The organism is Bacillus sp. EB V-12 (genome assembly GCF_056158125.1).
This window is the reverse complement of sequence record NZ_JBUXJL010000007.1, coordinates 52,944-65,691: the sequence shown is the minus strand read 5'-3', so window position 1 is coordinate 65,691 and position 12,748 is coordinate 52,944. Positions and strand designations below refer to the sequence as shown.

Below are 12,748 nucleotides of genomic sequence, written 5' to 3'. Positions count from 1 at the left end.
TAAAAATAATGAAAAAAGAAGTTTGTGCTGTTATTGTTTCTTATAATCCCGAAGAGAATATATATCAAAATGTGAAAAAAATAAAAAATTTAATTGATTTCGTTGTAATAGTAGATAATGGAAGCTCTTCCGATCAGAGTAAACATCTGTTGAAAAAAATTGAGAGAGATATAGAGAACTGTACTATTATTTATAATGAAAAGAATTTAGGTATAGCTACAGCTTTAAACCAAGGGTGTGAATACGCTGAAAGAAATGGTTTTCAGTGGGCATTAACATTAGATGATGATAGTTCGGTACCTGAGAATATGATAGAGAATCTCTTAAAGGCATATAATGATAAAAAAGATGAAAAAATTATGATTTTAGCACCAGTTATCACTGATTATAATGGAAAAGGTAAAAATCGTGGTAGTGGATATATAGATGCGGCTATAACATCTGGTAGTCTTATTAATACAAAATCATTTTCTCTTGTTGGATGGTTTAAGGACGAATATTTTATCGATATGGTTGATATTGAATACTGTTTTAGATTGAAAAAAAATGGATATAAAGTTTATCAAGTTGAGGATGCTATTTTGCGTCATAGGTTGGGAAGAGAGAAACATATATTAAAAATCGGGAAAAAAGAATGGAAAGCCCTTAATCATAATGAGATAAGAAAATATTATATTTATCGTAATACAGTTCAGTTATATAAAGAATACCTTTTTAAATACCCAATTAGAGTATTTTTATCTACTAAAGGTGTTTTTAAAATTATGCTTGATACTATTGTCATTGAAGAAGACAAGTTTAAAAAAATAAAAATGATGGGTAAAGGCTTTATTGATGGACTTCGTAATAATATGGGAAGTTTGAATAACAAGGAAATATCCAGATAGGGAGAATTGAAAAGTGAAAATCTATTTTTGTACACCGACTGGTAGAAGAGGTGCAAGTTCTAGATATAGAGTGTTTCAATTTCTGCCATATCTAAATATTCAATTGGAAAAAGAAACCTTTCAATTTTTAGATGATACTACATATAGTTTATTTAAGAGTAATAACTTATTTAGTGTCTTTTATCGCTTAATATTTTTATTGTTTAAGCCATTATCTTTAATTTTTAAGGTAAAAAGGGGAGACATTCTTTTGGTTCACAGGGACATATATCCCTTTGGATTATTTTGGTTAGAACGGTTATTAAAGCGAAAGGGAGCTAAAATTATCTTTGATTTAGATGATGCAATCTTCTTAGATGACACCTCAGAGATAAGTAATAAAAAAAATAAGTTACTTTATAATCTGAAATATGGAAAGCGTTATGATAGGATAATTAAAATTTCAGACATGATTATTTGTGGAAATGAATTCTTGGAATCTTATTGTAAACAAATAAACTCCAATACAATTATTATACCGACTGTTATTGATTTGAGCTGTGTAAAAAATATAGATAGAGATTCAAGTTTAAAAGATAAGATTGTTTTTGGATGGATAGGAAATCCAGGAAACTCATCATACTTTAAAAAGATATTACCTATTTTTGACAAAACGGCTGATAAATATAAGAAGCAGATTGTATTTAGGTGTATAGGTGGAAATTTGAATTATATACCCAACTCACCATATTTTGTTGTAGAGGAGTTAGCTTGGTCCGAAGAAACCGAATATAAGAATTTAAGCCAAATTGATGTTGGAATCATGCCGTTGGAGGATTCAGATTGGTCCAAAGGAAAGTGTGGTTTGAAGATATTACAATATATGAGTGTTGGAAAAACAACTATTGCTGATGCAGTGGGTGTTAATACAAGCATAATTGATCATGGGAAGAACGGCTTTTTAACGCATAGTTTAGATGATTGGGAAAAATATATTGAGCTAGTAGTTAAGGAACACGAGACTAATATGTTAGAAGAAATGGGAATGCTCGCTGAGGAAAAACTTCAGGCTGAGTATTCTTTACAAGTACATGTTTCTCGCCTTAAAGAAGTAATTGATAAAGTTGCATCAAGTTAATTTTAAAATATAGTATTTTAAAAGAATAAATATTAAGTTGAAGGTAGAGGAGCGGAATTATGAAAGGTATTATTTTAGCAGGTGGAAGTGGAACGAGATTATATCCATTAACAATGGTTACAAGTAAACAACTATTACCGATATATGATAAACCAATGATTTATTATCCATTATCTACATTGATGTTAGCGGGAATTCGTGAAATTTTAATTATCTCAACACCTGAGGATACACCGCGTTTCGAAGCTTTATTAGGGGATGGATCTCAATTTGGAATTTCCCTTCAATATAAAGTTCAACCAAGTCCAGATGGATTAGCACAGGCATTTATTCTGGGTGAAGAATTTATTGGTGATGATTCTGTGGCTATGGTATTAGGGGATAACATTTATTATGGTAGCGGAATGAGAAAAATGTTACAGCGAGCTGCCCAGAAAGAAAGCGGAGCGACAGTATTTGGCTATCATGTACATGATCCAGAGCGTTTTGGTGTGGTTGAATTTGATGAGAATGGAAAAGTATTGAGCGTAGAAGAAAAACCAGAAGAACCAAAATCAAATTATGCAATTACTGGTTTATACTTCTATGATAATCGTGTAGTTGAAATTGCTAAGAATGTTAAACCATCAGCACGTGGTGAATTAGAAATTACGTCTATAAATGAAGCGTATTTAGAGAATGGTGAATTAGAAGTTGAATTATTAGGTCGTGGCTATACATGGTTAGATACAGGTACACATCAAAGCCTTGTAGATGCAACAAACTTTGTGAAAACAGTTGAAGACCATCAAGGAATTAAAATCGCTGCCCTTGAAGAGATTGGCTTTATTAATGGCTGGATTAATAAAGAAACTCTAATTGAATCAGGTGATCAATGTTCTAAAAATGGCTATGGTCAATATTTATTAAAAGTAGCAAACGGTGGTATTAAATACTAATTTGGAGTGAACATAATGAAAATTGTAGATACAAATTTGTTAGGTGTAAAGGTAATTGAACCAAAAGTATTTGGGGATCACCGTGGTTGGTTCATGGAAACTTTTAGTGATCAGGCAATGAGAGAAGCAGGTATTGATTTACAATTTGTACAAGATAATCAATCATTTTCTGCAACCAAAGGAACACTTCGTGGTTTACACTATCAATTAAATCCTAAAGCACAAACTAAGCTGGTACGTTGTACACGTGGTTCAATATTTGATGTTGCAGTAGATATTCGTAAGGGAAGCCCTACATACGGTCAATGGTTCGGTATTGAGTTAAGTGCTGAGAATAAAAAACAGTTATTAATTCCAAAAGGATTTGCACATGGATTTATGACATTAACAGATGATGTTGAGGTGCAGTATAAAGTTGATGAATTGTATGCACCTGAATGTGATCGAGGAATCATTTGGAACGATGCTGAGGTTGGTATAGAATGGCCAATGGAAATTCAACCAGTGCTATCTGAAAAAGACGAAAAAGCACCTTCATTAAAAGAAGCAGAAAAAAACTTTGTATACGGGGAGTAAAAAAATGAAAATTTTAGTAACCGGTTATAATGGTCAGCTTGGATATGACGTAGTAAAACGTGGAGAAAAGCAAGGGCTAGAAATGCAAGGTATTGGAATAGAAGATTTAGATATTACAAACGAAGCAGCGGTTTATGAATTTGTAGATAAAGTAAAACCAGATGCAATTATTCATTGTGCAGCATATACGGCTGTTGATAAATCTGAAGATGATAAAGAACTTTGTTGGAATGTGAATGTAGAAGGTACAAAATACCTTGCTACAGCAGCAAAAAAGTTAAATGCTAAATTTGTTTATATTAGTACAGATTATGTATTTGATGGAGAAGGAACTCATGCATTTGTAGAAACTGATGCGCCTAATCCGGTTGGGTACTATGGTTTAACAAAGCATGAGGGGGAAAAAGTAGTTAGAAGTTTAATAGATAACAACTTTATTGTGCGTATTTCATGGGTATTCGGTATTAATGGAAATAACTTCATTAAAACGATGCTTCGTTTAGGTGAGACACGTAATGAACTGAACGTTGTTGGGGATCAAATAGGATCACCAACTTACACATATGATTTAGCTCGGTTGTTAGTTGATATGGTTGTAACAGAGAAATATGGTACATATCATGCTACAAATGAAGGTTTCTGTAGTTGGGCTGAATTTGCGCAAGAAATCTTTGAAATAGCAGGACAAGATGTGAAAGTAAATAGTATTACAACAGAAGAGTATCCTACTCGTGCAGTACGTCCTAAAAATTCACGTATGTCTAAGCAGAAATTAATTGATAATGGATTTGAGCCATTACAAGATTGGAAGAAAGCAACAAAACATTATATTACACAATTACAACAAGAGGTGAAATAAGATGGAAAAAAAGAAAGTATTAGTAACAGGTGGCGCAGGTTTTATTGGAGGAAACTTTGTACAGTATATGGTAAATAAATATCCAGATTATCATATTGTAAATTTAGATGTATTGACATATGCAGGAGATTTAACAAAGCATAAAGATATTGAGAACAAAGATAACTATTCATTCGCTAAGGTTGATATCGTAGACCGTCAAGCGGTAAACCAACTATTTGAACAAGAAAAATTTGATTATGTTGTGCATTTTGCTGCAGAGAGTCATGTGGATCGTTCTATTACTGAACCTGAAGTATTTATTAGTACCAATGTATTAGGGACACAAGTATTATTAGATGCAGCAAAAGCGTTTGGTATTACTAAATTTGTTCATGTATCGACAGATGAAGTATACGGTGAATTAGATTTTGATCCAACTACATTCTTTACAGAAGAGACGCCTCTACAACCAAATAGCCCATATAGCGCAAGTAAAGCTTCTTCTGACCTATTAGTTCGAGCGTATCATGAAACATTTGGTTTACCAATTAATATTACACGTTGCTCAAACAATTATGGACCATTCCATTTCCCAGAAAAATTAATTCCATTAACAATTTCACGTGTATTAAATGATGAAAAGGTTCCTGTATATGGAGATGGTAAAAATATTCGTGACTGGTTACACGTTATTGATCATTGTGCAGCAATTGATTTAGTTATGCATGAAGGCATAAATGGTGAAGTGTATAATGTTGGTGGGCATAATGAACGTACAAATTTAGAAGTAGTTCAAACAATTATTAGTACGCTTGGTAAATCAGAAGACTTAATCGAGTTCGTTCAAGATCGCTTAGGTCATGATAAACGTTACGCAATTGATCCAACAAAGCTAGAAAAGTTAGGTTGGAAACCAACTTATACATTTGAAACAGGAATTGCTCAAACGATTCAGTGGTATTTAGATAATGAAGAATGGTGGAAAGCGATTGTAACGGGCGAATATCAAAACTACTTTACAAAACAATATTCATCATTGGAAAAGTAATAAAATAATTAATTTATAGAGATAACACCTGACTAGTGTTATCTCTATATTTATTATTTGAATTATGAAGTGAATGTAAATTTACTTTGTAGTACAATAACTCATTATACTTTAATGATTTACAAGCCATATATATGGAAGTATAGTATTATAGGTTCATATGTGAATTATTAAAATTGTTAACCGAAAGAAGGAAAAACGATGAAGAAAAAGATTCTATTTTGGATTCTAGGTATCATTGGTGTTCTTGTTATTGCTGGTGGTGTATATGCATATACTGTTTACTCTAATGTATCTAATACGTTAAATACGGTGCATAAGCCTTTGGATCGCGATAAGTCTGATAAACGAGATAAGAAAGTAGACGTTTCGGATAATAAACCTATCTCTATTTTACTGATGGGTGTAGATCAGGAAGATAATGGGACAGGTAGATCAGACTCACTTATGTTATTTACCTTAAATCCAAAAACAAAATCTATGAAAATTACGAGTATTCCACGTGACTCTTATACGGAGATTGTAGGTAAAGGGAAAAAAGATAAAATCAACCACGCCTATGCATTTGGTGGTATTGATATGTCTGTAAAAACAGTTGAGAATTTCCTAAATGTACCGGTTGATCATTACATTGAAGTAAATATGGCTGGATTTAGAGATATTGTAGATGCTGTTGGTGGTGTTGATGTAAATAACGATTTGGAATTTACGTCAAGAGAGCAACATTTTGCTAAAGGGAATATCCATTTAAATGGTGAAACAGCATTAAAGTATACTCGTATGCGTTATGAAGATCCGCGCGGTGACTTTGGCCGTCAAATGCGCCAACGTCAAGTAATCCAAGCAGTAATTAAAAAGGGTGCTAGTGTTTCTTCATTAGCAAGCTACGGTGATGTATTAAAAGCAATTGAGAAGAACGTTAAAACAAGTTTAACTCAGGATCAAATGTTTGATATTCAAAAGAATTATAAAGATTGTATGGAGAACAGTGAAGAAATTCAAATCCCAGGCGACGGTCACAAAGCCGCTGATGGTATTTGGTACTACTATGTTCCGGATGCAGCGAAACAAGATATAACAAATAAGTTACGAGCACATCTTGAATTAACTAAGTAATATGTAATAACCCAACTCCTTTGGAAGGAGTTGGGTTTATTTTTGCATGGATTTATATTAGTATTATATATTGTGAGATTAATAGATGAGGTGAATCGATGAATAAGAAAGCAGTACTTGTCCTTGTTATTTTTGTATTGTTTGTAGCTTCGATTGTGAGCGGTAAATTGTACTGGAATAAGAAGATTGCGAATGCAACAGGACAAACGAGTGAAGTAACGAAAACAAAGGCTGAAGTGAAAGATAGCGGAGCCAAGAAAGAAGAGAAAAAGGAAGAGAAAAAGGAAGAGAAAAAACAAGATGCGAAGTCATCTTTTAATGAGGCATACGCGAAGAACTTGCCAGATGCAGTGAAAGAGAAGTTAAAGAAAGCTGCTGAGGATAAAAAGGCAGTAAATCTTGTTATTGTTGGTGATGAAGCTTCTTCATCCGAAAAAGGTGCTTGGGCAGCTAAGTTAACAACTAATTTAGAAACTGCTTACGGTAAAGGTTTATGGAATGTGACTGTAAAGGAATATAAGGGTGAAAGCACAGAAGAGTTAATTACGAATAAACGTGATAAAGAGATTGCGAAAGAGAATCCAGATGTGATTTTATTTGAACCACCATTTATTACTGATAATGGTAAAAGTGGTAACGGAAACTCTGTAGCAAATACACAGAAGTTCGTTCAAGCACTTTCTACTAGTGCAAAGGGTGCTACAATTATGATTCAACCATCAAATCCAGTGTATGGTGCGAAGAATTATCCAAAAGCGATTGAAGCATTAAAACAATTCGCGACGCAAAATGGTTATACATATGTTAATCATTGGGAAGCGTGGCCTGATGCATCTACAAAGGCGATTTTACCATATTTACAAGAAGAGTTTGGTTTCCCAAGTGCAAAAGGACATGAAGTTTGGGCGAAATATGTAACTGATTATTTTGTAGCTAAGTAATGAAGGAGAGATAAAAGGTGTACGAGTTCTCGTATACCTTTTCCTTTTATAATTAAGAGATTTGAAAATAGTAGGAGGAAAACAATGAACTCAATCCTAATCTGTGGCGGAGCTGGCTACATCGGTTCTCACGCTGTGAAAAAATTAGTAGACGAAGGCTTATCTGTAGTAGTAGTAGATAACTTACAAACTGGTCATGAAGATGCAATTACGGAAGGCGCGAAGTTTTATAATGGCGACCTTCGTGATAAATCCTTTTTAAGGGATGTTTTTAAACAAGAAAATATTGAGGCGGTTATGCACTTTGCAGCAGATTCTTTAGTTGGAGTTAGTATGGAGCAGCCCCTTCAATATTATAATAATAATGTGTATGGTGCACTTTGTTTATTAGAGGTAATGGATGAGTTTAAGGTAGATAAGTTTATTTTCTCTTCAACTGCGGCAACGTATGGTGAGGTAGATGTTGATCTTATTACTGAAGAAACGATGACGAATCCAACGAATACGTATGGAGAGACGAAGTTAGCAATCGAGAAGATGCTTCATTGGTATAGCCAAGCTTCAAATTTACGTTATAAGATCTTTAGATACTTTAATGTGGCTGGTGCAACTCCAAGTGGTATTATTGGAGAAGATCATCGCCCAGAGACGCATTTAATTCCTCTTGTGTTGCAAGTGGCGTTAGGCCAACGTGAGAAGATTATGATGTTTGGTGATGATTATAATACACCAGACGGTACTTGTATCCGTGATTATATTCATGTTGAAGATTTAGTAGCGGCTCATTTCCTAGGGCTTAAAGATCTACAAGGTGGCGGAGAGAGCGATTTTTATAACTTAGGAAATGGTAATGGTTTCAGTGTAAAAGAAATCGTTGATGCAGTTCGTGAAGTTACAAATCATGAGGTTCCAGCTGAAGTAGCACCTCGCCGTGCAGGCGACCCAGCGCGTTTAGTTGCTTCTTCTCAAAAAGCGAAAGAGAAGTTAGGATGGGACCCTAAGTATGTAAATGTAAAAACAATTATTGAACATGCTTGGAATTGGCACCAGAAGAAACCCCATGGGTATGAGAAATAAGGATTTAAAATTAAAATATAAGAAATTAATTTACTAGTTTAAAAGGTATGTGTTCTATGGCATACCTTTTAAATTTGAAATTGGAGGATAATAGAATGAATTGGAAACAAGAATTTAGTCGCTGGCTTTCTTACGCACAATTAGATGCAGAATTAAAAGAACAGCTAGAAAATATGAAGCAAGATGAGAAGAAAATCGAGGATAGCTTTTATAAAAATCTAGAGTTTGGCACAGGTGGTATGCGTGGTGAACTTGGTGCTGGTACGAACCGTTTAAACGTATATACAGTTCGTAAAGCAACAAAAGGATTAGCAAGCTTTATTGAAAAATTAGGTGAGGAAGCGAAAAAACGCGGTGTTGTTGTAGCCTATGATTCTCGTCATAAATCACCTGAGTTCGCAATGGAAGTTGCTGCTACACTTGGGGCACGCGGTATCACAACATATGTGTTTGAAAGCTTACGTCCAACGCCAGTACTTTCTTTCGCAGTTCGTCATTTACATACAGTAAGTGGAATCGTTCTTACGGCAAGCCATAATCCACCTGAATATAACGGATACAAAGTATACGGTGAAGATGGTGGACAGTTACCTCCAAAAGAAGCAGATGAGTTAATTAGCTACGTAAATGCAGTAGAAGATGAATTAACAGTTGAAGTCGCTGATGTAGAGCAATTAAAAGCTGACGGTTTATTACATATTATTGGACAAGAAGTAGATGATGCATATGCTGCAGAATTGAACAATGTCATCATTAATAAAGAAATGGTGCAAAAGGTCGGCAAAGACTTAAAAATCGTCTTTACACCATTACACGGAACATCAAATATTTCTGTACGCCGTGGTTTAAAAGAAGTTGGATTTACAGATGTGACAGTTGTAAAAGAGCAAGAGTTACCAGATCCAAACTTCTCTACAGTAAAATCACCGAACCCAGAAGAGCACGCAGCGTTTGAGTATGCAATTCGTGACGGTGAAAAGGTAGGCGCAGATGTATTAATCGCAACTGATCCTGACGCAGACCGCCTTGGTGTAGCAGTGCGTAATCATAATGGTGAGTTCCAAGTATTAACAGGAAACCAAACAGGTGCATTAATGCTTGATTACTTACTATCTCAAAAGAAAGAAAACGGAACGCTTCCGGAGAACGGTGTCGTATTAAAAACAATCGTAACGTCTGAGATTGGTCGTACAATTGCAAAAGCATACGGTTTAGATACAATTGATACGTTAACTGGATTTAAATTTATCGGTGAGAAAATTAGACAGTATGAAGAAAGTGGACAATATGAATTCCAATTCGGTTATGAGGAAAGCTATGGTTATTTAATCCGCCCATTCTGCCGTGATAAAGATGCAGTACAATCTGTTCTATTTGCATGTGAAGTAGCTGCATACTACAAATCACAAGGGAAAACGTTATATGACGGTCTATTAGAAGTATTTGAGAAGTACGGCTTCTTCCGTGAAGACCTTGTATCGTTAACGTTAAAAGGAAAAGATGGAGCTGAAAAAATCCAAGAGATGATGGCAACGTTCCGTGAGAATCCGCCGAAAGAAGTAGCAGGCTTAACAGTCGTAGCAGTGGAAGACTATAAAGCAAGCATCGTTACATCTTTACAAGATGGACATAAAGAAGAGATTCACTTACCGAAATCAAATGTGTTAAAATATCAATTAGAGGATGGTTCATGGTTCTGCCTACGTCCATCTGGAACTGAGCCGAAGATTAAGTTTTACTTTGGTGTAAAAGATAGTTCTTTACAAAATAGTGAACAAAAGTTACTTACTATTAAAGAAGACATTATGAATCGTTTATAATAAATTGTGGAAGGATTTGGTTATGTGCCGAATCCTTCTTTTATGATAAAGTTGATTTATTTAATAGGTTGTATGCTGCAAGATAGGATATAAGCTATGACTTGTATAAGAGAGGGTATCGTCGACAAAATATGTTCGACAATACCCTCTCTTTTTTTGTACGATTTTTGCTATACTAAACTGTACTATAATACATGATGGAAGGAGGAAAATAATGAAAATACTTGTGGTTGATGATGAATCGAGTATTCGTAATTTAATTCGGATGCAGTTGGAGATGGAAGGTTATGAAGTATTGGCAGCGGCTGATGGGAGAGAAGCTTTGGAGCGATGGAATGAAGGGCCGGATGTATTGATTTTGGATGTTATGCTTCCGGATACGGATGGGTATGAGTTGCTTCGTTTGTTCCGTGAGAGGGATAGGGATATTCCGGTGCTTATGTTAACGGCAAAGAGTCAGATGAATGATAAGTTGCTTGGCTTGCAGCTTGGTGCTGATGATTATGTGACGAAGCCGTTTAATTATGCGGAGCTTATTCTTCGGGTTAAGAATATGGCGCGGCGTGTAAAGAAGACGGAGGTCGCTGTAAGTCATGAAGTAATTGAGGCTGGAGAGATAGTGATTTGTCCTAAGGAAAGAAAGGTACATGTGAGTGGACAAGAGATTCAGTTAACGTACCGAGAGTTTAATTTATGTCAGTTGTTTGTTTCAAATCCGCAGCGTGTGTTTATGAGGGATGAGTTGCTTGAGAAAGTATGGGGGTTTGAGTATATCGGAAATACGAGAGCAGTTGATATTATGGTGCAGAGACTTCGCAAGAAGCTTGGGACGAGCGGAGAATATATTAAGACAATTTATGGCGTTGGCTATAAACTGGATTGTTAAGTGGTGATGGTATGTCTTTAAAGCGAAATATGGTGTTTGGAATAGTTGGGCTGTTAATTCCGATTTTTGTTCTTTTATATGCAGTTGTTTATATTACGTTAGAAAAGAATATGTATCATAATGCAGCAGATTCTTTAGAAAAGTTAAGTGTAGAAGCACAAATTTATACGATGAATTATTTAGAGAAGGAAGCAGAAGTGGATACGCTTGGTCCGAATTCACTTTTAATTGCGTCGTATTTAGCGAAGCGTATGGATGTCCGTGTGCAGATGATCGGGAAGAATGGCGATGTTGTTGCAGATACACAAAAAGGAGCATTGCTTCACCGTAACATCGACATTGAGAGTTCTTTGAAGGGGAAGAAGTCTTATGTTTTCGAAGAGGCGGATCCCGCTCCCATTCTTTTGTTTTCAAGCCCGGTGTATTATGGAAACGATGTCATTGGAAGTATTCGTTTTATAAATGAGTTAACGGGTGAGAAGGAAGTTTTAACAAATGTGAGCTGGACGTTCTTAATGACGTCCCTTTGTTTAGTAGCTACCGGTATTTTCTTTGCGATTCGTTTGGCGAAGTCTCTTCATAAACCGATTGATCAGTTGAGACAAATGGCACAGAGGCTCGCGAATGGTGATTATAAGAGTAAGATTGAGTTAAATGAGTACGTAGAAATCGCTCAGCTTTCAGCATCTTTTAACGCGATGGCCGATGGAATTGAACTGCATATTAAGCAATTGCAGGAGGAGAAGGAGAAGCAGAAAGATTTCCTAGACCGCATTACGCATGAGCTAAAAACACCGCTAACGGCAATTATCGGTTATGTTGATTTAATTCCGAAGTTACAATCGAAAGAAGATGTACAGGAAAGTCTTCGTTATGTGGCTGTGGAAAGTGAGCGTTTATTATCACTTGTAGAGGAATTACTTAAGTCCTCGAAATATGGAACGAGTACGTTTGAAGTGTCTCCTACAGTTGTGAACATAAAGGCATTGGCAGAGGAAGCAGTTTCAATTGTGAAGCCTCGTCTAAATCAGTTTGAAATTGAAGTGATAAATGAGTTAACAGATGTACATGTTGTTGCGGATTTTGATAAGACGAAGCAAATTTTCTTAAATGTGCTTGATAATGCAATTAAGTATAGTGATGCTTCTCACATTCGTATGAATATAATTGTAAATGAGCATGAGGCGAAGGTTTTTGTTCATGATGATGGGATCGGTATAGATGAAGTGGTGCTTGCAGAGTGGAATGAATCTCCGAAAGGAAAGGCACTTCCTTCTAGTTACGGGAATGGTTATGGTTTGTATATTTGTCAGGAGATTATGAATAAGCAGGGCGGAAGCATGCGGATTGAGAGTAGTGAAGAAATAGGTACTACAATATTCATTACATTTTTGCTTCCGAGAAGGATGGAAGACATAAAAAACTTGAAAGCGGTTAAATGATACATTTATGAAACAATTATGCGGTATTTTCGAAACAACGTTTTTTTATCTTGGAGGTA

General features: G+C 35.3%; 12 protein-coding genes. All 12 read left to right on the top strand.

Annotated features, from left to right (window positions below):
• Positions 1–8 precede the first annotated feature (8 nt).
• Positions 9–887: a glycosyltransferase family 2 protein gene (locus ACZDYH_RS20675; protein WP_075676660.1), complete on the top strand. Its 879-nt coding sequence runs from the start codon at positions 9–11 to the stop codon at positions 885–887.
• Between the two features lie 13 nt (positions 888–900).
• Positions 901–2,004, top strand: coding sequence for a glycosyltransferase (locus ACZDYH_RS20670; RefSeq protein WP_088859678.1), 1,104 nt, complete (start codon positions 901–903; stop codon positions 2,002–2,004).
• A 59-nt stretch (positions 2,005–2,063) separates the two neighbouring features.
• Positions 2,064–2,942 carry a glucose-1-phosphate thymidylyltransferase RfbA gene (gene rfbA, locus ACZDYH_RS20665; protein ID WP_075676656.1) on the top strand — a complete coding sequence of 293 codons (879 nt, stop codon included), beginning with the start codon at positions 2,064–2,066 and terminating at the stop codon, positions 2,940–2,942.
• A 15-nt stretch (positions 2,943–2,957) separates the two neighbouring features.
• On the top strand, positions 2,958–3,518 hold the full coding sequence (gene rfbC / locus ACZDYH_RS20660) for a dTDP-4-dehydrorhamnose 3,5-epimerase (RefSeq protein ID WP_000706172.1): 561 nt from the start codon (positions 2,958–2,960) through the stop codon (positions 3,516–3,518).
• Between the two features lie 4 nt (positions 3,519–3,522).
• Positions 3,523–4,377: a dTDP-4-dehydrorhamnose reductase gene (gene rfbD, locus ACZDYH_RS20655; protein WP_048568638.1), complete on the top strand. Its 855-nt coding sequence runs from the start codon at positions 3,523–3,525 to the stop codon at positions 4,375–4,377.
• Position 4,378: 1 nt separating this feature from the next.
• Positions 4,379–5,407, top strand: coding sequence for a dTDP-glucose 4,6-dehydratase (rfbB, locus tag ACZDYH_RS20650; protein ID WP_075676654.1), 1,029 nt, complete (start codon positions 4,379–4,381; stop codon positions 5,405–5,407).
• Positions 5,408–5,608: 201 nt separating this feature from the next.
• The gene (gene tagU / locus ACZDYH_RS20645; RefSeq protein WP_050292989.1) at positions 5,609–6,523 is read left to right on the top strand and encodes a polyisoprenyl-teichoic acid--peptidoglycan teichoic acid transferase TagU; all 915 of its coding nucleotides are present in this window, start codon (positions 5,609–5,611) and stop codon (positions 6,521–6,523) included.
• Between the two features lie 98 nt (positions 6,524–6,621).
• The gene (locus ACZDYH_RS20640; RefSeq protein ID WP_078187512.1) at positions 6,622–7,464 is read left to right on the top strand and encodes an SGNH/GDSL hydrolase family protein; all 843 of its coding nucleotides are present in this window, start codon (positions 6,622–6,624) and stop codon (positions 7,462–7,464) included.
• Positions 7,465–7,548: 84 nt separating this feature from the next.
• Entirely contained in the window at positions 7,549–8,541 is a 993-nt protein-coding gene (gene galE / locus ACZDYH_RS20635; RefSeq protein WP_050292812.1) for a UDP-glucose 4-epimerase GalE, read from the top strand.
• Between the two features lie 95 nt (positions 8,542–8,636).
• Positions 8,637–10,361, top strand: coding sequence for a phospho-sugar mutase (locus tag ACZDYH_RS20630; RefSeq protein WP_001104219.1), 1,725 nt, complete (start codon positions 8,637–8,639; stop codon positions 10,359–10,361).
• Between the two features lie 214 nt (positions 10,362–10,575).
• Positions 10,576–11,247, top strand: a complete 672-nt coding sequence (locus ACZDYH_RS20625; RefSeq protein WP_000699557.1) for a response regulator transcription factor — start codon at positions 10,576–10,578, stop codon at positions 11,245–11,247.
• Between the two features lie 11 nt (positions 11,248–11,258).
• Entirely contained in the window at positions 11,259–12,689 is a 1,431-nt protein-coding gene (locus ACZDYH_RS20620) for a HAMP domain-containing sensor histidine kinase (RefSeq protein ID WP_074553771.1), read from the top strand.
• Positions 12,690–12,748 lie beyond the last annotated feature (59 nt).

Excerpts from the sequence above, each read along its gene's own strand:
- rfbA (WP_075676656.1), top strand. The coding sequence starts at position 2,064 with ATGAAAGGTATTATTTTAGCAGGTGGAAGTGGAACGAGATTATATCCA.
- rfbB (WP_075676654.1), top strand. The coding sequence starts at position 4,379 with ATGGAAAAAAAGAAAGTATTAGTAACAGGTGGCGCAGGTTTTATTGGA.
- ACZDYH_RS20620 (WP_074553771.1), top strand. The coding sequence starts at position 11,259 with ATGTCTTTAAAGCGAAATATGGTGTTTGGAATAGTTGGGCTGTTAATT.
- galE (WP_050292812.1), top strand. The coding sequence starts at position 7,549 with ATGAACTCAATCCTAATCTGTGGCGGAGCTGGCTACATCGGTTCTCAC.
- ACZDYH_RS20625 (WP_000699557.1), top strand. The coding sequence starts at position 10,576 with ATGAAAATACTTGTGGTTGATGATGAATCGAGTATTCGTAATTTAATT.
- rfbD (WP_048568638.1), top strand. The coding sequence starts at position 3,523 with ATGAAAATTTTAGTAACCGGTTATAATGGTCAGCTTGGATATGACGTA.
- rfbC (WP_000706172.1), top strand. The coding sequence starts at position 2,958 with ATGAAAATTGTAGATACAAATTTGTTAGGTGTAAAGGTAATTGAACCA.
- tagU (WP_050292989.1), top strand. The coding sequence starts at position 5,609 with ATGAAGAAAAAGATTCTATTTTGGATTCTAGGTATCATTGGTGTTCTT.
- ACZDYH_RS20630 (WP_001104219.1), top strand. The coding sequence starts at position 8,637 with ATGAATTGGAAACAAGAATTTAGTCGCTGGCTTTCTTACGCACAATTA.
- ACZDYH_RS20675 (WP_075676660.1), top strand. The coding sequence starts at position 9 with ATGAAAAAAGAAGTTTGTGCTGTTATTGTTTCTTATAATCCCGAAGAG.
- ACZDYH_RS20640 (WP_078187512.1), top strand. The coding sequence starts at position 6,622 with ATGAATAAGAAAGCAGTACTTGTCCTTGTTATTTTTGTATTGTTTGTA.